This is a genomic window from Sphaerospermopsis sp. LEGE 08334 (assembly GCF_015207205.1).
Classification (GTDB): domain Bacteria; phylum Cyanobacteriota; class Cyanobacteriia; order Cyanobacteriales; family Nostocaceae; genus Sphaerospermopsis.
The window spans coordinates 1-26,281 of sequence record NZ_JADEXH010000060.1; the positions used below are offsets into that span (position 1 = coordinate 1).

Sequence of the window (26,281 nt, forward strand, 5' to 3'; positions counted from 1 at the left end):
GGACTGGGGACTGGGGACTGAGGACTGGTGACTGGTGACTGGTGACTGGTGACTCCTTGATCTCCTGACTCCTTGATCTCCTGACTCCTGACTCCTGACTCCTGACTCCTGACTCCTTGATCTAACTGCACCCGATAAAAATTAGCCTGTACAGCTAACACCGTACCCAGTAACTCCCCTGTAGTAGAAACAGAATCTCCCATCATGCAGCAGTTACCGGACGACGCACTAACAGAGAAAAATAACCATAACAGTCAGTAATGTTTTCCACCTGATAACCAGCCATAGTTAAACTATCAGGAACTTGTTCAATAGGTTCACCCCCATCTAACCAGACTTCCAATAAACTGCCATCTGGCATTTGTTCCAGACGTAACTTAGTCCGTACAAAATTAATTGGACAAGGAGTACCACGCAAGTCCAGTTGAGCATCAGGAGTTAACAGAGACGATGTATTCATCACTTAAACAAACTTCCCAAAAAACCTTCTAAACCACCTTTACCAGTTCTGTCTCCTTTAATTTTAGCTAGTTTTTCCAACAACTCTCTTTCCTCTGGGGTAATCTTGCTGGGAATATCAATTAATACAGTTAGTAGATGATCGCCCCGACTCACAGGATTTCCCAAACGAGGTACACCACGACTTTCCAGTCTCATCACCGTGTTTGGCTGAGTTCCTGGGGGAATAATTAACTCTACCGGACCATCTACAGTATTCACCTCCAAACGGCAACCTAAAATTGCTTGCAAGTAGCTGAGTTTGATTTCCGAAAGAACATTAATACCATCACGCTGAAATTCTTCATCCTCATTCACGAATAAGTAAACATACAAATCTCCCGCCGGTCCACCTCGTTGACCCGCATCACCTTCTTGGGAGATCCGCAAGCGTGTACCATTATCTACCCCAGCAGGAATAGTAATTTTTAGCTTTTTCGTGACCTGATTTGCGCCTTTACCATCACAAGCATCACACTTATCTTCCACTACCGACCCAGTACCATTACAGGTAGGACAAGTAGACACTTGGGTAAAGCTGCCAAAAGGAGTTCTAGTCACACGGCGCACCTGACCAGAACCGCTACAAGTGCTACAAGTCCGGGGACGAGTTCCTGGTTTAGCACCAGAACCACTACAAACTTCACAAGTTTCTAGATGAGAAATGCGGATTTCCTTTTCACCACCAAATACCGCTTCCCGAAAATCTAACTTCAGGTCTAGACGTAAATCATCACCCCGTACAGGACCGCTACGCCGTCTTTGCTGTGTAGGTCCACCCATTCCTCCAGCAAAACCGCTGAAAATGCTTTCAAAGATATCGGCAAAACCGCCCATATCCCCCATATCTTGGAAGCCAGCACCAGCAGCACCAGAAACGCCAGCTTCACCAAAACGGTTGTAACGCTCGCGGGTTTCTGGCTCAGACAGCACTTCATAAGCGCGGTTTATTTCCTTGAATCGTTCTTCCGCACCCGGTTCTTTGTTCACATCAGGGTGATACTTCCGGGCTTGGCGGCGATAAGCCTGTTTAATTTCTTCTTTGTCGGCATCACGAGAGACACCTAGAATTTCATAATAGTCGCGGGCCATAGAGCAAGGGTAAAAGTTAGAAGTAAGAAAGCAGAAGTATCTGAAAGACTAAGGTAAAGGAATAGAGACAACACTTAATTTTTGTTTATAAATTTATTTTACCTTTTACCTTTAACAAACATTAACAGTAAATCTTGATTAGCAGATACATTCATTGTGGTTAACGACAAAAGCAAAGGCATGATGAGTCAATTTAGCTCGATCATCCTGACATTGCCTGAGCCGATCTCTTTTACAATTGTGCTACTTAGAACGACAAAAATAAGCCCATCAAATAGAGGGACTAACCGTACCTTATGGTGTGGAAATCCACCATATACTTTTAGTTTCATATTTGGTACAACATCATATACTTCACACTTAGCAAGAGTCAGCAGTCAGCAGTCAGGGAGAGAGCTTGTCCTAAGTTGACAATTTCATAGACAAAACTATACTTATATTGACAAAAATCAATATATTTTCCGGAAAAAATCAACTACTTGATATATAATACGGTGATATCAAGTATTGAATTGAGACTATTGCCGACGCGAAAACCAAGCAATGATGGTGGTAGTCTTTTTCAGAAACTTAATTGGAACACAATCGCGTTGGGCTACACCGTGAAAGTCTACAGAGGGATAACCGCTCCCATGCTCCCGTTGAAGTAGAAAGTAAAGTCTAGCTTTGTCTAGGTTTTATATAGCAGGTCAATAACCCATTACCCATTACCTAATCTATCGCTTCATAATCAGATATAGCCGTATTATCCTCATCAAAATCAAAATTGAATTGTGGTATCGACGTTGCTGTTGTGGAACTTTCTTCTACCAAAGTTAAGGAAATATCACTCAGGTCTTCTTCCTCCTCGTTTCCTCCCTCTGACGATGGGCTATTGACCGGGCTACTAACTCGTTTGTAAACATCTGCACCGATCGCAAACAGAGTTTGTTGAAATTCCTCTAATATTGACTTAAAAACAGATAGGGAAACATTGGGGTCACTCATCACCTCTTGCAGTTTGTCTAATTTCTCATCTGCCATTGCTTTCATTTCTTGACTAATGAATTCTCCATTGTCTTTTAACGTAGATTTGAAACTAAACAACAGGTTATCACCTTGGTTTTTAAGTTCAATCAGTTCTTTACGTTTTCTATCTTCTTCAGCATATAATTCTGCTTGTTTTCGCATCTTTTCCACTTCAACTTGACTTAAACCACCTGTATTGGTAATCCGAATACTCTGCTCTCTACCAGTACCCTTGTCTTGAGCCGAAACCTTGAGGATACCATTGACATCAATATCAAAAGCCACTTCAATTTGGGGTATACCACGGGGAGCAGGAGGAATCCCAGCCAAGAGAAACTTGCCGAGGGACTTATTATCTTTTGCCAAAGCCCTTTCCCCTTGGAGAACGTGAATTTCTACAGAATTTTGACCATCCACAGCAGTAGAAAAGACTTGGGATTTGCTAGTGGGAATGGTCGTATTCCGTTCAATAATTTTTGTAAATACTTCCCCTAGAGTTTCCAGCCCCAAAGACAGGGGAGTAACATCTAAAAGCAGGAGTTTATCAACTTCTCCACCCAACACACCAGCTTGAACTGCCGCTCCCAGTGCCACCGCTTCATCAGGGTTGACAGAGCGATCAGGGGTTTTGCCATTGTAAAATTTAATCACAGCATTCTGTACTGCGGGAATGCGGGTAGAACCACCAACCAAAATAATCCGATCAATATCTTCAGGTTTGAGATCAGCATCTTTAAGTGCCTGAATCATTGGCTCAATAGTAGCTTCAATTAATTTGGCTGTAAGTTCTTCAAATTTAGCACGGCTCAGTTCCATTTCCAGATGCTTGGGACCTTTATCATCAGCGGTGATAAAAGGCAAATTAACGGAAGTATTGAGCATACTGGAAAGTTCAATTTTTGCCTTTTCCGCAGCTTCCCGCAGGCGTTGCAGTGCCATTTTATCTTGGGAAATGTCAATATTCTCTTGTTGCTGGAATTTTTCTAGCATCCAGAGGACAATACAATTGTCAAAATCATCGCCTCCCAATTGATTATTACCACCAGTGGCTTTAACTTCAAAAACGCCATCTCCTAGTTGCAGGATAGAGACATCAAAAGTTCCCCCTCCCAAGTCGAATACTAAAATTAATTGTTCTTGGTCCTGCTTGTCTAAACCGAAAGCCAAAGCAGCAGCGGTTGGTTCATTGATGATCCGCATCACTTCCAAGCCAGCAATTGTTCCAGCATCTTTAGTTGCTTGTCTTTGGGCATCAGTGAAATATGCTGGTACGGTAATCACTGCCTGAGTCACTTCTTCACCCAAAAAGTTTTCCGCCTCTTGTTTGAGTTTTTGCAGTATCATGGCAGATATTTCTTGGGGTGTGTAATTGCGTCCCCGAATTTCCACATCAATAGTATTGTCTCGTCCTTTAACGCACTTATAGGGTACGCGATCGCGTTCTAATTCAGCATCATCCCAACGGCGACCGATAAATCTTTTGATACTGTAGACTGTGTTTTCTGCATTAGTGATAGATTGCCGTTTGGCCAGTTGACCAACCAGAAGATCGCCACTCTTCCCAAATCCGACAATACTAGGAGTAGTGCGTCCTCCTTCGGAATTGGCAATCACTATTGGTTGACCACCTTCCATAACAGCAAGGCAGCTGTTAGTAGTGCCTAAGTCGATTCCAATAACTTTTCCCATACTGTCAGTATTTTTAGTGACTGCTATTATTGTAATTTTGTACGGAATTATAGTTTTTCGCTCAGGGGTTAGAGGTTTAAGGCAAGGTTTGAATAAATCCTGTTGTTCAAAGTGGAATTACATAAAGCTATAGCATATATCTGCTACTGATGATAACGCTTAGTCTTTGATAAAACCCGCTTGCGGAAGGGCTGATTAACTTCAGTCAAGAGTCAACAGCCCTATCCTGTTTGAGAACAGTAATTTTTACTGCTGAATTGAGAATTTTTCAGTCAGTAGGACTAGTGAATACAGCTTAACTGTTTTCTTGACTAGACTCATCTTCCTGTTCTGTAGGTGTATCTTCCTGGGGCGCAGCAACTTTCACCATTGCATGGCGCAACACGCGATCGCCCAAAAAATATCCCCGTACTAATTCTTCTAAAACTGTTCCTTCGGGATGTTCATTGGTCGGTTCTCGCATCACGGCTTCATGCAGGTTAGGATCAAATTCTTGACCTTCAGGACGCATTGGTGACACACCTAATCGTTTTAGACAATCCACTAATTGTTTATACACTCCTTGATAACTTTTGTGAATTGTCATCTCGCCATCATTTTGTGGTTTGAGGTGCGCCCGCGCCCGCTCAAAGTTATCAACTACAGGTAGCAATTCCATAATTGTGTTTCTCTTGACCTGTGTTTCCATCTCTTCTTTTTCTTTAGAGACCCGTTTGCGGTAATTCTCAAAATCTGCGGCGATTCGCATATATTGAGTGCTACGCTCTTCAACTTGCATTCTCAAAAACTCAATTTGTTGAGTCAATTGTGTTAAAGCCGCCGTATCTACTTCTGTTGTTTCTGCCGCAGCGACACCATTTTCTTCTGTGAAAGCAGGTTCTCCCGATACATTGGTTTGCTCTGGGGTTTGCTCAGTCACATCGCTGCCAGATTCATGAGAGTTAATTTCGGCTGGTGAGTCGCTGTTCATTGCTTGGTTTACCTCTATTGGTTCGCCCAATTGCTGGCTTGTATTGTTTACTTGTTTATTTTCATCCATCATTATCTACTCATCCCAGATGCTTTTGAAGACTTTGCTGGAAGCAATTGTAGATTTTTGATTCAATCTGTGTGAAACATTTAAACTGTACAATTTAAACATTATTCATGAAATTGAACACAGGGAATCAATTTCACCATTTTAATATTTTGGCAAATGGTGAACAGATGCGCTCACTTATTAGTGAATAGGGAACAGAAAATTATTTCTTCATCCTCCTGCCTCCTGCCTCCTGCCTCCTGCCTCCTGCCCTCTGACTCCTGACACCTCACTCCTGACACCTGACAATAAAAATTTTTAAGAAGAAAAATGTTTAAACTGAAATTTAATACACTCACTATGAGAATTATTGACTACAGTGTGGGAATACTGGAAAAAGAGGTTTCCCCTACTCATTGCTTATGACTTACTCATCACCACAACGGCGCAGTACCGCTCTTACCACCAGAACAGAGTTTTCGCCTTTCGGCAACAAGCTAGTACAATCTGGCTATGTCAACAGTGAACAGATGAGACAGGCTCTGGCTGAAAGCCGCAAATCTGGCAAAATGCTGACAGATGTATTAGAGTCTATCACTGGGCAACAACTAGCACCTGAGTTTCTTGGGGAGTACAAGAAACAGCATTTATTTGAACTAAAAATACTCTACGGTGTTGAATCCCTCGATCCAGAAGTCAATCAAATTGGCAACATGAGCGTGGGAAAATTGATTGAAGAGTTAATACCAGTAGATGTCTGTCGTCGTCACCGTTTAGTACCACTGTCGAAACGGGAAGACCAAAATCCTCCTTATGTTTTGGTGGCGATGGTTGATCCAGAAAATCTAGAGGCTTGTGATGAACTCAACCGCATCTTGCGATCGCAAAACTTGTCTCTACAGCGGATGGTTATTACCCAGGAAGATTACCAGCAGCTGATTAACCAATACTTGGATGAGTTTGCGGCTCGCCAAGAGAAAATACAGCAAGCAAAATTGACAGACATTAGTTCGGATCTAGAAAGTCTGAATCAAGATATGGTTCAAGAGGCCTTAGAAGATTCAGAGGTTGATCTGACAGCAGCCATGAAGGATGCTGATGATGCCCCTATTATCAATCTTGTCAATAAAATTCTTTTTGTCGCCTTGCGAGATGCTGTTTCTGATATTCATATTGAACCCCAGGAAGAATATTTACGAGTTCGCTACCGGAAAGATGGGGTACTACGTGAATCTGAAGCTATCCGACCTATGCCAAAACATATTGTGCCGGCGGTGACGGCTCGATTTAAAATTATCTCTAATCTAGATATTGCAGAAAGGCGTTTACCTCAAGACGGACGTATCCGCAGGGTTTTTGATGGTAGAAAAGTAGACTTTCGGGTTAATACCTTACCCAGTCGCTATGGTGAAAAAATCTGTCTGCGGATTTTGGATAACTCATCTACCCAGTTGGGTTTAGATAAGTTAATTACTGATCCGGAGACTTTGCATATAGTCCAGGATATGGTCAGCAAGCCCTTTGGTTTGATTCTGGTGACTGGTCCTACTGGTTCTGGTAAAACTACTTCGTTGTATTCTGCACTAGCAGAAGTCAATGATCCGGGTATTAATATTAGTACCGTAGAAGACCCGGTTGAATACAGTTTACCAGGGCTGACTCAAGTACAGGTAATTCGGGAAAAAGGACTGGATTTTGCTACTGCACTACGGGCGTTTTTAAGACAAGATCCTGATGTGTTACTGGTGGGTGAAACACGGGATAAGGAAACAGCGAAAACAGCGATTGAAGCGGCGCTAACTGGTCACTTGGTATTAACTACTTTACATACTAATGATGCTCCTGGTGCGATCGCTCGTTTGGGTGAAATGGGGATTGAACCTTTCATGGTTTCCAGTTCTCTGATTGGTGTATTAGCACAACGTTTGATGCGTCGTGTTTGTTCAGAATGTAAAATTCCCTATACTCCCACGCCTGAAGAACTAGCTCGTTATGGTTTATCTGCTTCTCAAGAAGGTGCTGTCACCTTCTACAAAGCTAACACCATACCACCGGAAGTCATAGCCGAAAATAACGGCAAAATCAAGGTTTGTCCCAAGTGTAATGGTATTGGTTACAAGGGGCGTTGTGGTGTTTATGAAGTGATGCGGATTACGGAAAACCTGCAAACTCTGATTAACCAAGAAGCACCTACAGAACGGATCAAGGAAGTAGCCATCGAAGAAGGCATGAAAACTTTGCTGGCTTACAGTCTTAACTTAGTGCGGCAAGGTGCAACCACTCTGGAGGAAGTAGAGCGGGTAGTATATACAGATACAGGTTTGGAAGCTGAATTAAAAGCTAAACGGAAGAGTGGTTTAACCTGTAAAACCTGTGATGCTACTTTACAACCAGAGTGGCTAGATTGTCCTTACTGTCTGACACCTCGGTTTACAGATTAACAAGAGTCAGGAGGCAGAAAATTTTAGATTTTAGATTTTAGATTTTAGATTTTAGATTTTAGATTTTAGATTCCAGTGGGTTGGATACAATCCAAAATCCAAAATCGAATCTCCTGTCACCTATCACCTATCACCTGTCACCTGTCACCTGTCACCTGTCACCTGTCACCTATCACCTGTCACCTATTTCCTAATTTTTCATCTGGGAGATAAACTATGGAATTCATGATTGAAGATTTGATGGAACAGCTAATAGACATGGGCGGTTCGGATCTGCACTTATCAGCAGGTTTGCCTCCCTATTTCCGCATCAGCGGCAAACTCACCCCTATAGGTGATCACATACTGACGGCTGATCAATGTCAAAGGCTGATTTTTAGTATGCTCAATAATACCCAGCGTAAAACCCTAGAACAAACCTGGGAATTAGACTGTTCCTATGGTGTGAAAGGTTTAGCTCGCTTTCGGGTAAACGTCTATAAAGAACGTGGTGCTTATGCTGCTTGTTTGCGGGCATTAAGTTCTAAAATTCCTAACTTTGAAAAATTAGGTCTGCCAGATATCGTCCGAGAAATGTCTGAAAAGCCTAGAGGATTAATTCTGGTAACAGGTCCGACAGGTTCGGGTAAAACTACTACCCTGGCGGCAATGATTGACTTGATCAACCGCACCAGAGCCGAACATATTTTAACAGTTGAAGACCCGGTGGAATTTGTTTATGAACCAATTAAAAGCTTAGTCCACCAACGTCAATTAGGTGAAGATACCAAGAGTTTTGCTAATGCTTTAAAAGCAGCTTTACGGGAAGATCCAGATATCATTCTGGTGGGTGAAATGCGGGACTTGGAAACGATTTCTTTGGCGATTTCTGCCGCAGAAACAGGTCACTTGGTATTTGGTACACTACACACCAGTTCTGCTGCTCAAACTGTTGACCGGATTATTGACGTTTTTCCATCAGAAAGACAAACACAGGTGCGGGTACAATTATCTAACTCCTTAGTGGCAGTTTTTAGCCAAACTTTAGTACCTAAGAAAAATCCTAAACCTGGTGAATATGGACGGGTGATGGCTCAAGAAATTATGATTGTTACACCTGCTATTTCTAACCTGATTCGGGAAGGTAAAACAGCCCAAATTTATTCTTCTATTCAAACAGGAGGTAAATTAGGAATGCAAACTTTGGAGAAAGTTTTAGCTGATTTATACAAAGCTGGAACTATATCTTTTGAAGCTGCAATGTCTAAGACTTCTAAACCTGATGAAGTTCAACGTTTGATTGGTGCAACAGCACCACCAGCAGGTGCAAAACGTTAAACAGGTGACTGGTGACTGGTGACAAAAATTTTAGATTTTAGATTTTAGATTTTAGATTGGAATTGACAAAAATAATCCAAAATCCAAAATCCAAAATCCAAAATTGCATTACCAATCACCAATTACCAATCACCAATCACCAATTTACTAATTTTGAGTAAATATTATGCCTACCTACCTTGCCCGTGTTCGGGACTCCCAAGGAAAATCTCGAACTGAAAAATTTGTTGCTGATTCCTTAACGGATGCTCGTACTAATCTCAGAGATAAAGGTTTTATAGTTCAAGACCTGAAAGAATCTAAAAGTTTCAGCTTTGATTTAGAGAAAATTCAGAACTCTTTTGTTAAAGTGGCAGTCAAAGATAAAGCGGTTTTCTCCCGTCAATTTGCTGCTTTGGTGAATGCTGGTGTGGCAATTGTGAGAGCTTTGGGTGTACTGTCAGAACAATGTAGTAATCCGAAACTCAAGAAAGCTTTAACTGAGATTTGTCTTGATGTGCAAACAGGTGTTAACCTTTCCGATTCTATGCGTAAGCATCCAGACTGTTTTGATGGTTTGTATGTAAGTATGGTGCAAGCTGGAGAAATCGGTGGTGTACTTGATGAGGTTTTAAATCGTCTGGCTAAACTTTTAGAAGATATGGCACGATTACAAAACCAAATCAAGTCTGCTATGTCTTATCCAGTGGTAGTAGGTTTTTTGGCAACTGCTATCTTTGTGGGGATGACGGTTTTTCTGATTCCTATTTTTGCTAATATTTTTAGCGATATAGGAGTGGAATTACCACCTCTGACACAATTTTTGATGACTTGTAGTGCAATATTAAGAAGTTATTGGTCTTTAGCGATTATTGCTGGTTTGATTGTTGCTCAAATTGCCTTTAAGCAATATTACAAAACTCCTGTAGGCAAACTCACAGTTGATCGCCTTTCTCTAAAAGTTCCCCTGTTTGGTGATTTGATCCAAAAATCTTCAGTTGCTAGATTTAGCCGTACTTTTGGTTCTTTAACTCGTTCTGGTGTACCCATTATTACTTGTTTGGAAATTGTGCGAGATACATCAGGCAACCAAATTATTGCTAACTCTATAGACGCTGCTCGTAAAGAAGTTCAAGAAGGAGGTATGATTAGTACCGCTTTGAAGAAAAGCCAAGTTTTCCCAGCAATGGCTATTCAAATGATGATGATTGGGGAAGAAACAGGGGAGTTAGATGGTATGTTGATGAAAGTGGCTGATTTCTATGAAGATGAAGTAGAACAGGCTGTGAAATCACTCACCAGCATTTTAGAACCATTAATGATTGTGGTACTTGGGGGGATGGTTGGTACTATTTTGTTGGCTATGTATTTGCCAATGTTTAAGGTGTTTGAAACCCTGGGTTGATGATTGCAGAAAAGTAACATTTTCCATGTAAAAGGTATGAGAATCTGTAAGCATTCAGCTATCAGTAACCCCTAATCAGTAATCAACTTAAACCTATAATACAGATAGGTTTTGGATCAAATCAAAAGATTGCCCAATTCCACAATAGACATTTACAAATTGGCATTTATCTTTTTTTTAACAACAGTGCTGACTGCTGAATACTTACCAGAATCTTAACAAGTTACAATACTTGTTACTTGAGGGTAGAAGGGATAAAAAACAATAAAAAACTTTTAAAGTTGAACTTTTACCCTTTAACACTTTAACATTTTTCATTTTTCCTTTTGAATGTTGGATTAATATAATAATATGTCTGTACAAAAATCTGTTTATGAAGCTAGTTTAGCAGAATATAGTAATCATATAGCAGCGATCGCCCTACTCAAAAACCATCGTCCTTACTGGGAAATGATTCCTAGTCTACGTCGTCCATCGGAAAGTGTCATTACTATTACTTTACCTGTTGTCAGACTGCGTGACTTAGAAGCTAAAACTTCACAAACAATGGCTTTACCTTGTGATATTGCCATGATTATGTGTGACCCAGAATGGAAAATCAAAACAGATGTAGAAATTTTATTATTTATTCATCGTCCTGATGAGGATTTTTCTGATTTTTTGGGAAGATGGAGACAAACTGAAGTTTTGTTGGATAAACAATATGAATGGATCATGCACCCCCGTCATAGTCATATTTTAAGCGAAGGTGCAAATAGTGTTTATCCTTTGTTTGTGATTTTTCCTGAAACCCCGCAACGCATTCAACGAGGTTTAATAGGTGCATATTTACCTTTTGTCATACAAACTCCAACTATTTTGGATGAGGAAAAGGAAGAACAAGAAGAATATCAAGAATCTTACAGCAGGAGTCAGGAGTAAGAATAATTTTAAATTTTAGATTTTAGATTTTAGATTGTAAGTAGTTAAATACAATCCAAAATCCAAAATCCAAAATCCAAAATTGAAACCCCTATTTTACAAATTTAGGCATTATTTCCGCTGCGGTAAATAGGCCATTAAGGCCTCTTTGATGTAGTTCTTGACCGGCTTTTAAATAACCAAAGGCAGGACCACAAACGTTAGCGGCCATGCTGGTTTCATCACCTAATGTAAAGGTGTGGGTGGAAATTTTACCCTCAAAAGTACGTCCGGTAATTTTCACATTGGTACTTAAAGGTTTTTTGGGGTTGCGGGTATCAACTACACCACCAACTGTAACGCGATCGCGTGAACAAATTCCGGCAATTTCTAACATTACATCATCGGCGTGTTCCATGTTTTCCAAAGTTAACACACCGTTAGTTTTATCTAATAATGCTTCTACTTCTGCATCAGTCATTGCTCTAGCAGTTTCTACAGTATAACCGGGTATATGTCCGATATCTTCCCGAACTGTGGCACGATAAGCTTCCCAGTTAGCAATACCCACACCAAAGGTAATAACTACACTGTGAATTTCTGCGTAACTTTGAGCAGCTAAAGCGGCGGCGGCGGTTAATAGTCCAGGGGTTGCACCACAACCGGTCATGTAGGTAATACCTGCTGCTTGCAGTTCGTCTTTCATTGCTAACAGTTGTTCTACGGCACTAGTGCGTTTGATAGCATCAACTAATACACCTTTCCAACCAGCTTGGATAAATTGTTTGGTGACGTTGGGGATAAAGTCGTTAGGAAGGTTGGGTAAAGCGAGGAAATAACCATCTACAGCGTCACCTGTGGCTTGAATAAGGTCTTGAATGCTGTTGTTGCTTAATGTTCCAAAGGGTTCTAAATAACCGACTGTTCCTTGTTTTTGGTAGGTGCTGATGCAAGCGTCGGTGTTTAAGCCTTCTGTAGAGTATGCGTAGCCTTTTTGATCTGCGGCGGCTACGAGGATCATTTCTCGTTTGCTGGAGAGGAGTTTTGCTGCTGCTTGACCGAGTCCACCAAAACCAAGGACTCCGACGCGGATGGGTTGTTTGTTCATTGTGTTTTTTCTCTGTATGGTTAATGGTTAATTATGCTTTATTTTGATTAAAGTTTCGCGCAAAGATGGGAAGGAGCAAAGGCGCAAAGAAGATACCTTGATTTAGAATATAGTGATAATGGGGTTTTGAAATCTTCTTGTTCTTCTGCACCACTTAAAAATAAGACATTATACCATCAATTCCATGCCAGCTAAGGACATCTATCACAACACTGTAAAAAATGCACTTATCAAAGATGGTTGGAAAATTATCCATGATCCTTTGCGGATTCGTTTAGCAAGAGGTAAAAATTTATTTGTTGATTTAGGTGCTGAAAGATTGTTAGCAGCAGAACGAGAAACCGAAAAAATAGCTGTTGAGGTGAAAAGTTTTACTCGACCTTCGGATATAAAAGATTTGGAAGATGCTGTTGGTCAATTTGTTTTATATGATCATTTATTAGCACGTTATTATCCCGAATATAAATTGTTTTTGGCTGTGACTGAAAGCACCTGTAGAACAGTTTTTGAAGAAGAAGCTGGTCAAACTTTAATTGAAGATGGTGTAATTCGGTTATTTAGTTTTGATGCTGAACAGGAGGTAATTGTCAAATGGATTCCTTAACTAATCAATATCGTCAGATTATTAAAAATGTTCTTGAAGAATATGCAGATTTTTTTGGTAATGATGCACAGGTGAAGGTGGAAATAGTGTTAGATGAGAAAAATGATCATTATTTATTAGTAGAAACTGGTTGGGAAAATGGTTATCGGATCTATGGATGTTTATTACATTTTGATTTAATTGATGGTAAGGTTTGGATTCAACATGATGGTACTGAGGAGGGGGTTGCTAATGATTTGGTGGCTGCGGGAATACCAAAATCACATATTATTTTAGGGTTTAAAGCGCCTGAAATCAGGAAATATACGGAGTTTGCTGTTTTTTAGGTAAGTTAGATTTATCTACAGGTGTAAATAGTATAACAACACTTGGGTATTAATACTTTTGTAAATACTTGTTAAAACAAACTATGTTTAATCTGGGTGTTATTTAAGGTGCTAACTAATATTAAAAAACACTTTGTTTATATGACAAATATAATCAAATTGTAAATAGTCTACATCTAAAAAATAAACATTTTGATTGATGAATTTTTGAGGGAATTTATTTATGGCATCTAAGAGTCAAGCACAAAGTATTTTACAGGAAAAATATGGAATTAATAAAAGCATCAGTGAATCATTCAATCAGGAAGAATGTGAAAAATTACTAATTATCCTTGATGCTGAACCTATTGCAATTAAGTTAGTGGAATCATTAAATTTGCAAAATAAAAAACTCATGGAAGTTAATAGTCAGCTACAAAAAGATAATAAATATTTGAAAAATATAGTAGATCAAATAAAACTCAAATTAACAGCTGATATAAAAAACTTATTAAAGTCAGACAGTGAAATTCGTAAAGGTTTAATCAAGTTATTACAATCTATACAGGGTTAAGTATTGTTATGGTTAATAAGAAAAGCAGTGAGAAAATCTTTCAAGGAATGAGTTATCGTGAAATTCAAAAACATAACTCACAAAATAGAATTAAATTATCTCCAGAAGATCAAAAATGGTTAAAAGAAAATGGTTATAAAAATCTTGGTTGGGATAATGTTATTAACCTTTACAACACCATTCAAGATTTTTTAGTGAAGTATCAGGTAGAAGATTTAACCCTGGAAGAATTATTTTTAGAAGCTGATCGTATTGGTAATAAATATCTAACAGAGGAAGAAATACAAGATTTTCAGCAAGAACTAGCAAAAGAACTTAATGAAATTTCAGAAGAGATAGATAAACAATTTCCTCAAACAGAAATAGAAATTATTGATTTTAGTCAAAATTCTAAATCTAAACCTAAAAAGAAACGCAATCAAAAAACTTACAGAACAGTAAAATTCTAGGAATAATAAATATGAATTTACAAAATAAAGATATTCGTGAATTATTTAAACTTGCAGATAAGATTGGTAAAAAGCGATATAACAGGTTAACTGAACAAGATTTGGAGAATTACAGAAAATTTGATCATTGGAGATATATTAATGGTGATTCAGAATATGGCATAACTATAAAGACTTCCCCGATTTTGGGTAGTTAGTGGTACATAAATTACCAACGCTCGTGGTGGGTCAGGATCATCACGAGATACAATCACAATTGGGCGTGTTTTTGCAGCTATACCCAAGTCTGCAAGCCAAACTTCACCAAGCTTAGGGTTCATCTAACAAATCCAACACTTCTTGTTCTACTGTACGAGTTCTGAGAATGTCTAAAACATCTTGATCTGCCATTTCGATAATTTCTAGAATACAACGGCGAACTTGATCTGCTACGGCTGGTTGCCAGTAATTTAACTTTGTATTTAGTTCTTCAATTAAAGCATCCATAATAATTCTGTATACTTCTAAATATCAATATTAAACTAATTTTCAACCAAAGTACATTTCTAATTAATAATTTGATATACAATAATATCTAGAAACCTTGCCCAAAATATACAGTTATGGCGATAGTTGTTTCCCTTAGTCCAGAATTAGAAGCTAGACTGCGAGAGAAAGCAGCACAGCAAGGACAAGATATTAGTTTTGTTGCGGCTGAATTGTTGGAGAATATCCTAGACTGGGAATTACAAGACTCAGAAGCAGCTATTCAGGGTATTCAGCAAGGATTAGAAGACTTTGAAGCAGGTCGTTTTCGTTCCTTTGATGATTTTGCCCAAGAACAACGTCGCAAGTATAACCTGCCTGGGGATTCATGAAATACCGTATTGAAATCTCTAGCACAGCAGAAACAGAAGCAGACAAATCATTTTTACAGTTGTCTCAAATCACTTCTCCTGAAAAAGCAAGCCAGTGGTATGCAGGTTTACTACGATTAATTCAGTCTTTATCACAAATGCCAAAACGATGTTCTTTAGCTAGAGAAAATTATTATTTTAGTCAAGAAATGCGTCAGATAATTTATGGGAAAGGACGCAACGCATACAGAATAATTTTCACAATTATAGAAGAAAAGGAAGTTTCTACAGTTCGTATTCTTCATATTCGTCACGCCGCACAGCAGACAATTGGCGAAGCACCAGATGAATCTGATGCAACCTAAAATTAGGCTTTAACATTGATGTAGAATAAAAGTAACACTCCTGAGAATAAATAAGTTTTTGGAATTATATTATTATAATAATTATTATCTACAACCAACTTAACCAAAATAACTATGAGTATCAGTCTCACCCCTAAACAAGAACACTTTATTCAAACAAAACTGCAAACTGGAAAGTACCACTCTGTAGAAGAAGTTATAGAAATTGCCCTCCAGTTGCTAGATGAATATGATCGCGCTGAGTCAGAATGGGTTAAAGAAGTGCGCGAAAAAATTGATGATGCGATCGCTATTTCAGAACATACAGCACCTATTGACGGTGAAACATTTGTAAATCAGATTTTAGATCGTTTTCAGCAACAACGACAGGTACAAAAATGAATCGTTACGTTATTAATATTCTCGCTAGTCGTGACTTAAATGAAATTGCTGAATATTTCTCCCAAAACAACCTAGAAGCAGGTGAAAAATTTTTTCAGGAATTTAACCGCAAATGTCAACAATTAGTTTCTTTTCCCAACAGTGGTAAAAGCTATTCAGAAATACGTAATGATTTGTGAGGTTTACCCCTCGAAGGTTATATAATTTTTTATAGAGTATTGGATGATGGGATTGAAATTTTGCGAGTAGTGAGTGGTCGTCGTAATCTTCCATCTGTTTTTGATGATTCTCCATAAAATAAATAGGATCAACTTTACTAGATCCTATGCTTCACTAACGCATTTTCAATATAGAGTAGAAAGAAAGTATGATAAATTCGGTTAACTTTGTTAACAACGATTTACCAAAAGCTGTAAAATCTCATTGATCACTTTCCATAGATTACATTTGACAAGAATTACATGAAATTTGAGTGGGACGAAAATAAAGCTGCGAAAAACTTATCAAAATATGGAGTTTCCTTTCAAGAGGCCGAAACAGTTTTTAATGACCCACTTTATATAGATTTTTACGATCCAGATCATTCTATAGATGAACAACGTTATCTTATAGTTGGACAGTCAAATAAAGGACGCTTATTAATTGTTTCCTATACAGAAAGAAAAGACTCTATCCGGTTAATTAGTGCTAGACTTGTAACACGAACTGAAAGAGAAGCTTATGAACAGGGATAACTTAGAAATGGAAGACGAACTCAAACCAGAATATGACTTAAAAAGTCTACGGGTAAGGAAATTAGGTACTGAACGTAAAAGCTTTGCTGGGTTGACAGTGCGTTTAGAACCTGATGTAGCAGAAATGTTTCCTAGTGCGGAAGCAGTGAATGAAGCTTTAAGATTTTTAATTAAAGTTATGAAAGAAAATCAAATTTCTACAGCTATCAACAGCAATACATCATTGGAAAAAATGGACTAATTTTTTCATTTTCTGCTACATTACTAATCATTGCTTTTTCAACTTCCTCCAAAAATGTAATTACTTACTCTCTCCTAACCGACTGGAGTACCACTCATCACTTCAGGATAAACGCTGATAACTGAAGTATTGTTAGACAGAGTTTTTTCAAATTGCTGAAGTTTTACCCATCTCTCAAGATGTTTTAAACCAAGCAGTCATTTTGCGACAACAGAAAAAAATGCTGAACAAATATAAAACCTAGATAAATCAAAGGTTTGAGGCTGAACAAAAGGAAATAAAGTGCAAGATTTTTCAAGGGTATACCTGAAAAACCGTGCATTTTGAAACCAAGAAATCCCAAAATGGGGGGATGACAGATAGCTAAAACTGTTCCCTGTTCCCTGTTAAGAGTTCCCTGCCTCCACGAAAAGACTTTCTCAGCAAACCCTAGTTAGCTTTTTTGTATCGGATGAGTTTGATCTGCGATCAATAAATTATTACCCATTCCCCATTTTCTATTACTTACCCGTTAATTTCACCAAACCAATACCACCAAAATAAAGCCCTAAAACCGCACCTGCTAATAAACTTTGAGTTAAAGGATCAGTAGAAGGTGTTAACACCGCACCCAAAACCACTGCAAACATAATCACAAACCGCCAACCGGCTAACATTTGATTTGAAGAAACAATACCTAAATTACTTAACAATAATTGAATAACGGGAACTTGAAATGCTAAACCGGTACTGAATAACAACAATAATACAAATTCAAAATATTTTTCAATTGACCATAGTTGTTCTACCACATCAGCACCGTAGCTAACAAAAAAGTTTAATGCTGCGGGAATAAGTAGAAAATAAGCAAATACCAACCCACCCAAAAATAAAATACTTGAACCAAAAACTATCGGTGCTAATAAACGACGTTCACGACGAGTCAAACCGGGTAATACAAATTGCACAATTTGGTAAAGTATAAAAGGAGTGGCCAGGACTAAACCACTGTAACCAGCTACTTTTAAGGAAACAAAGAAATATTCTCCCGGTGCTAGTTGCAGAAATTTAATACCGTTTGCAGGAACTTCCAGTATTTGTACAAGTGGTTTAACAACGACAAAGCAACCAACTACACATACCGCTACAGCTATTAAAGAATAAAAAATGCGCGATCGCAATTCTTCCAGATGATCGAAAAACGACATTTCTACTTCATCTGGTAACTCGTCTAAGGGATCAACTGTTGAGTTATTGTATCCTTCTTTGTCAACATTGGGAGAATTAATAGTATCTATGTCTGGTGATGATGTCATGAGTCAGTTTCTAGGCAACATTCCTTAACTATTTTATCTTCCAGCGCGACTAGCAACAGAGGTTTTCTTGGTTTTGGGAAATGGAGATCGAGGAGTCAGGATATCGAGGAGTCAGGATATCAAGGAGTTGTGAACTACCCAAACCCGCTTACATTTTGGTCTTATCAGCAATCACCAATCACCAATCACCCATTACCCATCACCAATCACCCATCACCCATTACCAATCAACATTACTGCTGCGGTAATTTCGGTTGTTGTTCTGAGTATTTAGCTACTAAAGCAGAAATTGACGGATTATACAACCGCAGATAATTCCAATAGTTGCCAAATACCAACCGCACATAGTTCCTAGTTTCACCAAAAGGTATTTCTTCTACAAACTCATCTGGATCTTGTTTAGGCATGGTTCGTAACCATTTGGCTACGTTACCCGGTCCTGCGTTGTAGCTGGCGATCGCTAACATGGAATTATTACCATATTGCTGATGGGTATGATCCAAATACCATGTACCCAACATAATATTATCATTGGGGTTTTCCAAATTGAGGTTTTTGATATCCATACCAATTTGTGGTGCTATCCATGCAGCGGTACTGGGCATTACCTGCATTAAACCAGTCGCACCAACCACAGATTTAATTTTTGGTTGAAACATTGACTCTTGGCGCATCAATGCTGTAACTAGCAAAGGATTAAGTTGACGTGATAAAGACCATTTTTGTATTTCTTGAAAATAGGGAAACGGATAACGGGCTTGCCAATAGGTGATTTCTTTACTTAAAGCGGCAAATTCTGCTTGTTCCTCTGGTGTTTCCCGATCTTCTAATTTAGATATCTTAGCAATACCAATCAGATTTTCACCCTTTGCTAACCGCATCAACCCTTCCGTAAATTGTTCGGCTACAGTAGGTTGACTGTTATTTTTAAATGCTGTTTCCCACTCATACCAAGCATCTCGATCCTGTCCTAACAAATACAATTCTTTAAAGGTATCAGAACCCGCTGGAGGTACGGGACGTTGGGGCGGGATAATTTCTGGATTGATCAACCGCAGGTTATTAAAATCACCTACATCTAAACCTAAAATACTAGCAGCCCGCCAAGCATAATAAGATTGGGGAAATTGAATCAGTACATACTCGTAGGCTTTCCGTGCATCTTCCTGTTTACCTAGTAAAGTTGCCCATTTTCCTACCCAAAAACTGGCTCTGGGAGCTAAAATACTCCTGGGATTTTCTGTAGCGATTGGTTGCGCCCATTGCCATGCACCTACATAATCTCTATTTTTGGCTTTATTGAGGGCATTTTTCCAGCGATATTCTGCTGCTGCTTCCGAGTTGCTATATCTACCTAACAATAATTTCCAGGTTTCTGTAGCGGCCTGATTATCTTTAAGCGACTCTAGCAGTTTAGCTTTTTGTTCCAGTGCCTGGGGTGCTTGTTTGGGAAACTTATTAATAATTTGGTCAAGATAAGATATGGCAGCTTTACCAGGGGTGATTTCTGCTAATCTTAATAAGGCTGTTCCCGTTTCTTCATCATCGGGAAATTGTTGGATTTGTTGCTTATAAATAGTAATTGCTTGATCTCGTTTTTTATCTATTTGTAAACCTCTAGCCCTACGATAAATGTTTTTAGCTGATTTTGGAGCTTTAGCATAAGCACTGGCAGCCTTAGCAAATTGGTTATTTTCCCAATATACTGAACCGATGAGATCCCAATCTGCGGCTGTGAGTTGGGGCTGTTTAGCTAACTGATCTAAAATACCAGTAATTCCTGGCTCATCAGAGGCATATTTAGCTAAGATTAATTTTAACTTGGGTTGATTGGGGTTTTCTCGTAGGCGTTTGCGGATAATTTCCCAGGTGAGGGGATGGGAAGGAAATTGAGCGATCGCCTGTTCATGTAGCTTTGGCAACCCAATCAAATATATAGCTTTAACTACCGCTGCATCTTGAGGATAATCTTTTAACACTTTTTGCCGCAGATCCGAAGCTTTGCCTTTTTCACCCAGAATATCTTGTGCTTGGGCTTGTTTGAGTAAAATGTATGGTGCTAAAACAGGATAGTCTTTCTCTAGACCTTCTAGCAATGTCAGGGCTTTTTTACCTTGATTAGTTTCTATATAATCACTTGCTAACAGATAACGCGCTCTTTCTCTTTCCGGTGAACTGCCATTCTCCGCAATTTCCGCCAGTTTTGCCGCCCGTTCCGGTAAAGATTGTGATACCAAACGAAATACAACTGACTGGGATTTATTAGCCTCAGATAATTTCTCAGGCTGACTCTGACTCAAGTTTAACCATTTACTCAAGGTTTTTCCAGCTTCTGGGGCTGATATCATACCCCCGACTAAAAAGGCACATAGCCCAGCACCAGCAATCAAATAAATTTGCTTGTTTTGTAGTTTCTTTAGCATGGATACCCGCTTTTAGTCTAGCTTCTGGAAAAGAAAGATTCCGATCAGTTTCTTGCCACTTTAACACTATTGACTGGAAATGTTGTAGCAGTTAGGCAAAATATGACTAAAAACCTGATTTTTGCCTAAGGGTAATTCATGAATTAAGCTGTTACGCAGCTAAATTTTATAATCCTAATATTGTTAAGTCTTGTGGTGCGGGCATCTTGCCCGCTAGACTTATACAAATTAAATGCACAACAGCTTAGTTTGATGATGACACGGAAGCTTGATTTTCAAAAGATGAGTCGCAAAGAACTGAGAACTTATATACTCACCCACCGTGAGGACGAGGAAGCTTGACGCAACTTTTATAAGAAATAATGGACAATTAATAAAAACTTAATTTACTCCCGAAACTCTTGTTAATAAAAACTTGCACATTGGTGACAAGTTACATTTATTTATCATTTGTTAATAAGCAATAATACTTACAAAAATTTTGAAAATTAAGGTTAAAAACACTATCTTGAGGATGTGATCGCATACTTAATGTATTAATCGGTATTAATGTTAATTAAATCACATAAATTTTGCCTAAATTTAAATAAAATTACTAATTGACAAAGGCAGTTTTGATTTAAATTGTTACTAATTGACAATTCCAGGTTATTCTCTTACGTCGAACTCAGATTATAGAAGGATGGGGTATTACGGCGATTTTCGATAAAGTATTTTCAGCATCTTAATGAATTTTAATATACTGTATAATGAACTACTTATAAGATAAATAATAATACAGTATTTATACTATTTATTGTGGGGGGGGGGGGAGGTGCTAATATACACTTTCTAGAAAAGTTCACTCAATTGACTTCTACCTTTTCTAAAAACTTTCAGGAGATAGTAGGGTTAATTCATAAATTACCCCTACATCAAAACCAGGTTTTTAGTCAAATCTTGGGTAAGGAAATAACCCCTACTAGGGATTTGAACATAAGAACCATGTTTTTAGTCCAATGTTGCGTAAGTCCTAACAAAAAGAAGTGGGAAGACAATTTAAAGTCAACACATCTAGAGTTAAACTACTGTAGTTTTTTAATTTGTAAATACGGAGTTACAATGTCTTTACAGCGTTTTTTAATTGCTTCTAGCTTAATTCTTAGTCCCCTTGCTGCCATTGGTTTTCAATCAGCAGCCTTTGCTGGTACAGACAGTACCAATATTATTATTGGTGGCACTGTTGCTCCTGTTATTGATATTGAGGCATCAGCAACCGCCGATGCTGCACAGTTACCTTTATCTACAGCAGGGCAACAGACTGTCAAAATTGCTGACCTTACTCTTAATAGTAACAATTTTTCTGGTGTAACCTTAACTCTAAGCTCGACAAATGGCGGTTTGTTGGTTGATAGTAATGATCCTGAAAATGCTGTTTATTACGAAGTTGACCTAACTGGTAACGATGGTCAACCCGGTGCTTTTCGTGCCTTAAATGCTTTCAGCCAGTCGGTGGGGTCCCCTCAGACAGATTTATACATTCGGATTAGCAACCCAAATGTACCAAAACAAGGTAACTACAGTGATACTATAACCCTAACAGTAACTGATAATTAAGCTTTTCACTGATTTTAGGTTTTAGTTTTAGCCTGTTTTAAAGCAATCGGGTTTCCTATGGTGATGCGTATTCATCAACGTCGCATTAACTATTTTAGAAACCCGTTTTGTGTATCTTTCTGAAGGTTTTTTACCTCAAATTAGTTAATCTAACTTCAAATAAACCTAACCCCCCAACCGCCTTCCCTGTTAGGGAAGAGGGAGTGAAAGCCTCTCTTCTGGCAGGAGAGGGAGAGGGGTTTTGCGTTTAATTAAGTTGACCTACTTAATAATAATTAAATCATGAAAATTTCAATTCAACAGTTTCTTGCTTTTATTGTTTTTGTAATATTAAGTACCATTTCCCCTGCATTAGCTTTCAAATTAGACCCAATTTCTAGGGTATTTGCACCGGCAGGAGCAGGTGCTACCCAGTCTTATAAAATTATTAATGATAGCTCAGAACAAATCGCCGTTGAACTGTCAATGGTGAAGCGAACAATCAGCATAGATGGTAAAGAAACCACCGAAAAAGCTGATGATGATTTTTTAGTTTTTCCATCCCAAATCATCCTACCACCCCAAGGTGTGCAATCTGTGCGTGTTACCTGGTTAGGTAATTCCAACCCAGAAAAAGAACTGTATTATCGCATTGTGGCTGAACAATTACCAATTAACTTAAAAAAACCAGAACCATCAGCACCCCAAACAGCACAAGGAGGGGTAAAAATGATGTTTCGTTACATGGGTTCAGTGTATATTCGCCCCAAAAATGTACAGTCTAAAGTTGTACTGAATGCCATTACTCACGAAAAAGGAAAAGACGGAAATGACCGCTTAGTAATTACTTTTGATAATCAGGGTACTCGCCGTGCTGTATTATCAGAATTAAATTTAAACTTAACTAGCGAAAAAGGCAGTCAAATTAATCTCAAATCAGAAGAGTTACAAGGTGTGAATAATGGGGTAATTTTGGCAGGAAATCAACGACGGTTTTCTATTCCTTGGCCTAAACAATTACCTGTGGGCAAGGTAACAGGAACATTTACATTTAAAGATGTTGAATAATCAAGAATATCAACCCCTTTGTCAAGCTCTCCTCAGAGGATGTTTGAAAAGATCCCCCTAAATCCCCCTTTTTAAGGGGGACTTTGAAGAATTTAGCCCCCCTTTTTAAGGGGGACTTTGAAGAATTTAGCCCCCCTTTTTAAGGGGGGTTGGGGGGATCTCGACAAAACCTAATACTTCTCAGACATTCTCTTAGAACAATCTTCCGTAAGTGTCAATCATCTTCAAAAAGAAATTTATGTGTTGAATGAAACTAAGATTAAATCCTAGTAAATTAAGATTATTTATATTTTTTTGTTTAATCTCAAGTTTATTTAATTCTGCACCAAGTTTAGGGCAAGATTCACCTTCTCCATCGCCCAGTTTAGCTCCTGAAAAGCAAAGCCAAGACCCAACATTTGAGGAAATTTTTAAGAAACCCCGGAACGAAAACCAGAGAGTAATTGTTCCATTTTTTATTGATGGACAACAAAGAGGACAAGTATTGCTGACCTTGGGAAATAGTCCCACAGTTCGCATTCAAGCAGCACCTTTGTTAGCAGAAACAGAAAAAGTTATTCGTCCAGATATCCAAGGAAAACTGACAAGTGCGGTTGATAATGAAGGTAATTTAAGCCTAGAAATTTTGCTAGAAAATGGCTTACAAGCAACTTTTGATCGCTCTAAATTAGAATTACAGATTCAAGTTCCTCCTGCTCAACTTCGCACCAATGTAGCTAATTTAAATGCTGGCAGATTACCCCCTGATAGTGAAAAAGCTTTGCTTCCTAGCACTTTTAGCGGTTATGTCAATTTTCGCGCTGATAAAGATTATATTTGGTCTGGTTCAGGACAAACAAATATAGGATTGCAACCTTTACGTTTAGCTGTAGATGGTACATTGAATTATAAAAACTGGGTGTTTGAGGGACGCGGCAATTTTACAGAAGCAAGAAAACCTGCTTTGATTAGGGGAGATTTGCGAGTAGTGCGAGATGCACCAGCAGAAGCTTTACGTTATGTAGTGGGGGATCTTGCTCTTCCCATTACAGGTTATCAAAATAGTAAGCCTCAACTGGGAATTTCTGTTGCCAAAAATTTTAGTTTACAACCTTATTTAGTCACTCGACCTATTAGCCAATTTGAGTTTTTCTTAGAAAAAGATTCATTAGTTGATGTATTAGTTAATGGGAGATTACAACGAACTTTACAGTTACCAGCAGGAAAACAAGATATTCGGGATTTGCCTTTGAATACGGGTACTAATGATGTAGAGTTAGTGATTAAAGATGATGTGGGTCGGGTGCAAAGATTAAATTTTTATAAACCAGTGGCGGGGGATTTATTAGCACCTGGAGTACAGCAATTTGCCTATAGTTTGGGTGTTCCATCTATTGAAAGTAATGGCGATCGCACTTATGATTTTACTCAACCAATTTTGACTTTATCCCACCGTTTAGGTCTAACTAATCAATTCACAGGAGGTACTTATATACAAGCAGATTTTCAACAACAACTTGCTGGTTTGGAGGGAATTTTTGCTACCAATTATGGTAACTTGGGCTGGGATCTTGCCCTCAGTCACGATCAGCAATTAGGAATTGATTATGCTGGTAAGTTACGTTATGAATACTTACAAGTTGGGGAAAATAATCCATCTCAACGTTCTTTTCGATTAACTGTAGAATCTAAAGGACGAAATTTTGTTAGAGTGGGAGAAGCGAAACCACGTAACGATTTTTTATATGATATTACTGCTAATTATAGTCAAAAATTATTCGGAGATATGAGAGGAAATCTGAGTACCAGATATCAATTTGGGCGAGATATTCCTAATACTTATAGATTTTCTCTTGGTCTTTCTAGAACTTTCCGCAATGGGTTAAATGTAAATCTCAATCTCAGTCAAAATCTTGATCGGACAGGTTTTGCAGAACAACGTGCTAACATTAATTTTTCTTGGACTTTACCCCGAAGCCGTCAATCAATCCAAGCATCATCTAATATCAATAATAAAGGAGAACCTGCTAATCGTCTCAACTGGAATTATAACCCGTTGCGAACTATCGGCACGCCTAAACCTTCCCTGAGTTTAACCCAAAATAATCGGAGTTATAATTTTAACGGGCGATTATCTTATACAGGTTATCGTTTTGATGGGAATTTATCTCATGATGCGGTTTTTCCTAGAAATGGAAATAATGCGATCGCTAATACTACTAAATTCAATTTTGGTACTGCTTTAGTATTTGCCGATGGTTATTTTGGCTGGTCACGTCCTCTGAATAATAGTTTTGCTTTAGTAATTCCCAAAGACGGTATTAAAGGTCAAGAAATCGGTATTAATCCTAGTTCCGGTGGTTATACTACTCGCATTGATAATTTAGGATTTGGTGTAGTGCCAAATTTAAGTCCTTATAATATTTCTACTGTGATCATTGATGCACCTAATTTACCTGTGGGAATGGATTTAGGCGATCGCGTCATCAAAGTTTTGCCAAGTTATAACAGTGGTACATTGGTGCGAGTGGGAACAGATGCTACCGTTTTCTTGCGAGGGGTATTATTGAATGCTAATGGTGAACCTATTTCTTTACAATCAGCAGAGATTATTGCTGTGGGCGATCGCAATTGGCAACCAGTTACTATATTTACCAATAAATCAGGTAAGTTTGCTACTTCTGGATTAAAACCAGGACGTTATGAAATTCGCTTATTTACCAATCCTCCAGCGGTGATTCCTTTTGCAATTCCATCTGATGCTAAGGGAATATACGATGTTGGTACACTGAAAATTACTCCCAAGTAAAGTTTAGATATCAAATTTTTACCCCCCTTAGAGGATGTTTGAAAAGTTTTTAATGTATAAATAAACCCCTCTCCAAACCTCTCCCCGCGTCGGGGAGAGGCTTTGAAACCCCCATTCCAGCAACAAAAGTTTTTCCGCTTCCCTCTCCTTGTAGGAGAGGGTTAGGGAGAGGTAGGGAAGGGGGGAAG

The 26,281-nt window shown here is 38.5% G+C and carries 25 protein-coding genes and 3 pseudogenes; 18 read left to right on the top strand and 10 right to left on the bottom strand.

Annotated features, from left to right (window positions below):
* The 5 genes and pseudogenes from IQ237_RS23485 to grpE form a co-directional block, all read right to left on the bottom strand.
* Positions 1-206 (bottom strand): annotated as a pseudogene (locus IQ237_RS23485) (ribosome small subunit-dependent GTPase); the annotation flags it as partial.
* Entirely contained in the window at positions 203-460 is a 258-nt protein-coding gene (locus IQ237_RS23490; RefSeq protein ID WP_194059499.1) for a sulfurtransferase TusA family protein, read from the bottom strand. The pseudogene IQ237_RS23485 and the gene IQ237_RS23490, both read right to left, overlap by 4 nt.
* Complete coding sequence (dnaJ, locus tag IQ237_RS23495; RefSeq protein WP_194059501.1) at positions 460-1,590, bottom strand: molecular chaperone DnaJ; 1,131 nt, start codon at positions 1,588-1,590, stop codon at positions 460-462. The genes IQ237_RS23490 and dnaJ overlap by 1 nt, the downstream gene beginning before the upstream one ends.
* A gap of 711 nt (positions 1,591-2,301) precedes the next feature.
* A complete protein-coding gene (dnaK, locus tag IQ237_RS23500; RefSeq protein ID WP_194059503.1) occupies positions 2,302-4,287 on the bottom strand; it encodes a molecular chaperone DnaK in 1,986 nt (661 codons plus the stop codon).
* Between the two features lie 295 nt (positions 4,288-4,582).
* Positions 4,583-5,329: a nucleotide exchange factor GrpE gene (gene grpE / locus IQ237_RS23505; RefSeq protein ID WP_194059505.1), complete on the bottom strand. Its 747-nt coding sequence runs from the start codon at positions 5,327-5,329 to the stop codon at positions 4,583-4,585.
* 398 nt (positions 5,330-5,727) lie between these two features.
* On the opposite strand from grpE, the gene IQ237_RS23510 reads away from it, so the two are divergent.
* The 4 genes from IQ237_RS23510 (at position 5,728) to IQ237_RS23525 (ending at position 11,368) form a co-directional block, all read left to right on the top strand.
* Positions 5,728-7,746 (top strand): GspE/PulE family protein, encoded by a 2,019-nt coding sequence (locus IQ237_RS23510; protein ID WP_194059507.1) that lies wholly within the window; start codon positions 5,728-5,730, stop codon positions 7,744-7,746.
* 216 nt (positions 7,747-7,962) lie between these two features.
* Positions 7,963-9,063, top strand: a complete 1,101-nt coding sequence (locus tag IQ237_RS23515) for a type IV pilus twitching motility protein PilT (RefSeq protein ID WP_187039404.1) — start codon at positions 7,963-7,965, stop codon at positions 9,061-9,063.
* Positions 9,064-9,229: 166 nt separating this feature from the next.
* Positions 9,230-10,447, top strand: coding sequence for a type II secretion system F family protein (locus tag IQ237_RS23520; RefSeq protein ID WP_187039403.1), 1,218 nt, complete (start codon positions 9,230-9,232; stop codon positions 10,445-10,447).
* Positions 10,448-10,798: 351 nt separating this feature from the next.
* Positions 10,799-11,368, top strand: coding sequence for a hypothetical protein (locus IQ237_RS23525; protein ID WP_194059509.1), 570 nt, complete (start codon positions 10,799-10,801; stop codon positions 11,366-11,368).
* 91 nt (positions 11,369-11,459) lie between these two features.
* Here the strand turns inward: IQ237_RS23525 and IQ237_RS23530 are convergent, their stop codons facing one another.
* Positions 11,460-12,455: a saccharopine dehydrogenase-like oxidoreductase gene (locus IQ237_RS23530; RefSeq protein ID WP_194059511.1), complete on the bottom strand. Its 996-nt coding sequence runs from the start codon at positions 12,453-12,455 to the stop codon at positions 11,460-11,462.
* 184 nt (positions 12,456-12,639) lie between these two features.
* Here IQ237_RS23530 and IQ237_RS23535 point away from each other — a divergent pair, with 184 nt between their 5' ends.
* From IQ237_RS23535 to IQ237_RS23550, 4 genes are all read left to right on the top strand, one after another.
* Positions 12,640-13,059 (top strand): XisH family protein, encoded by a 420-nt coding sequence (locus tag IQ237_RS23535; protein WP_194059513.1) that lies wholly within the window; start codon positions 12,640-12,642, stop codon positions 13,057-13,059.
* Entirely contained in the window at positions 13,047-13,385 is a 339-nt protein-coding gene (locus IQ237_RS23540; protein WP_194059516.1) for a XisI protein, read from the top strand. The genes IQ237_RS23535 and IQ237_RS23540 overlap by 13 nt, the downstream gene beginning before the upstream one ends.
* A 223-nt stretch (positions 13,386-13,608) precedes the next feature.
* Positions 13,609-13,938, top strand: coding sequence for a hypothetical protein (locus IQ237_RS23545; RefSeq protein ID WP_194059518.1), 330 nt, complete (start codon positions 13,609-13,611; stop codon positions 13,936-13,938).
* A gap of 8 nt (positions 13,939-13,946) precedes the next feature.
* Entirely contained in the window at positions 13,947-14,387 is a 441-nt protein-coding gene (locus IQ237_RS23550) for a hypothetical protein (RefSeq protein WP_194059520.1), read from the top strand.
* A gap of 155 nt (positions 14,388-14,542) precedes the next feature.
* Here the strand turns inward: IQ237_RS23550 and IQ237_RS23555 are convergent.
* Positions 14,543-14,707, bottom strand: a pseudogene (locus tag IQ237_RS23555) (type II toxin-antitoxin system PemK/MazF family toxin); the annotation flags it as partial.
* On the bottom strand, positions 14,697-14,873 hold the full coding sequence (locus IQ237_RS23560; protein ID WP_190346269.1) for a hypothetical protein: 177 nt from the start codon (positions 14,871-14,873) through the stop codon (positions 14,697-14,699). The pseudogene IQ237_RS23555 and the gene IQ237_RS23560, both read right to left, overlap by 11 nt.
* A 116-nt stretch (positions 14,874-14,989) precedes the next feature.
* Between IQ237_RS23560 and IQ237_RS23565 the strand changes: the two genes are divergently transcribed.
* The 6 genes and pseudogenes from IQ237_RS23565 to IQ237_RS23595 all read left to right on the top strand — a co-directional run bounded on the left by IQ237_RS23565 (position 14,990) and on the right by IQ237_RS23595 (position 16,944).
* Positions 14,990-15,244 (top strand): hypothetical protein, encoded by a 255-nt coding sequence (locus IQ237_RS23565; RefSeq protein WP_194059522.1) that lies wholly within the window; start codon positions 14,990-14,992, stop codon positions 15,242-15,244.
* Positions 15,241-15,588 carry a type II toxin-antitoxin system RelE/ParE family toxin gene (locus tag IQ237_RS23570; protein WP_194059524.1) on the top strand — a complete coding sequence of 116 codons (348 nt, stop codon included), beginning with the start codon at positions 15,241-15,243 and terminating at the stop codon, positions 15,586-15,588. The genes IQ237_RS23565 and IQ237_RS23570 overlap by 4 nt, the downstream gene beginning before the upstream one ends.
* Positions 15,589-15,702: 114 nt before the next feature.
* Positions 15,703-15,969: a type II toxin-antitoxin system ParD family antitoxin gene (locus IQ237_RS23575; protein WP_194059525.1), complete on the top strand. Its 267-nt coding sequence runs from the start codon at positions 15,703-15,705 to the stop codon at positions 15,967-15,969.
* Positions 15,966-16,265: pseudogene (locus tag IQ237_RS26485) on the top strand (type II toxin-antitoxin system RelE/ParE family toxin). The gene IQ237_RS23575 and the pseudogene IQ237_RS26485 overlap by 4 nt, the downstream one beginning before the upstream one ends.
* Positions 16,266-16,430: 165 nt before the next feature.
* The gene (locus IQ237_RS23590) at positions 16,431-16,703 is read left to right on the top strand and encodes a BrnT family toxin (protein WP_194059527.1); all 273 of its coding nucleotides are present in this window, start codon (positions 16,431-16,433) and stop codon (positions 16,701-16,703) included.
* Positions 16,690-16,944, top strand: a complete 255-nt coding sequence (locus IQ237_RS23595) for a hypothetical protein (protein WP_194059528.1) — start codon at positions 16,690-16,692, stop codon at positions 16,942-16,944. Before IQ237_RS23590 ends, IQ237_RS23595 begins: the two co-directional genes overlap by 14 nt.
* Before the next feature lie 500 nt (positions 16,945-17,444).
* On the opposite strand, the gene tatC is transcribed toward IQ237_RS23595, so the two are convergent.
* Complete coding sequence (gene tatC, locus IQ237_RS23600; protein ID WP_194059529.1) at positions 17,445-18,239, bottom strand: twin-arginine translocase subunit TatC; 795 nt, start codon at positions 18,237-18,239, stop codon at positions 17,445-17,447.
* Positions 18,240-18,472: 233 nt separating this feature from the next.
* A complete protein-coding gene (locus IQ237_RS23605) occupies positions 18,473-20,662 on the bottom strand; it encodes a transglycosylase SLT domain-containing protein (protein ID WP_194059530.1) in 2,190 nt (729 codons plus the stop codon).
* Positions 20,663-20,917: 255 nt separating this feature from the next.
* Here IQ237_RS23605 and IQ237_RS27080 point away from each other — a divergent pair, with 255 nt between their 5' ends.
* From IQ237_RS27080 to IQ237_RS23620, 4 genes are all read left to right on the top strand, one after another.
* Entirely contained in the window at positions 20,918-21,004 is an 87-nt protein-coding gene (locus IQ237_RS27080; RefSeq protein ID WP_375539919.1) for a DUF6887 family protein, read from the top strand.
* Between the two features lie 759 nt (positions 21,005-21,763).
* Positions 21,764-22,258 carry a hypothetical protein gene (locus tag IQ237_RS23610; protein ID WP_194059531.1) on the top strand — a complete coding sequence of 165 codons (495 nt, stop codon included), beginning with the start codon at positions 21,764-21,766 and terminating at the stop codon, positions 22,256-22,258.
* Positions 22,259-22,540: 282 nt separating this feature from the next.
* Positions 22,541-23,305 (top strand): molecular chaperone, encoded by a 765-nt coding sequence (locus IQ237_RS23615; protein ID WP_194059532.1) that lies wholly within the window; start codon positions 22,541-22,543, stop codon positions 23,303-23,305.
* A 247-nt stretch (positions 23,306-23,552) separates the two neighbouring features.
* Positions 23,553-26,093, top strand: a complete 2,541-nt coding sequence (locus IQ237_RS23620; RefSeq protein ID WP_194059534.1) for a fimbria/pilus outer membrane usher protein — start codon at positions 23,553-23,555, stop codon at positions 26,091-26,093.
* Positions 26,094-26,281 lie beyond the last annotated feature (188 nt).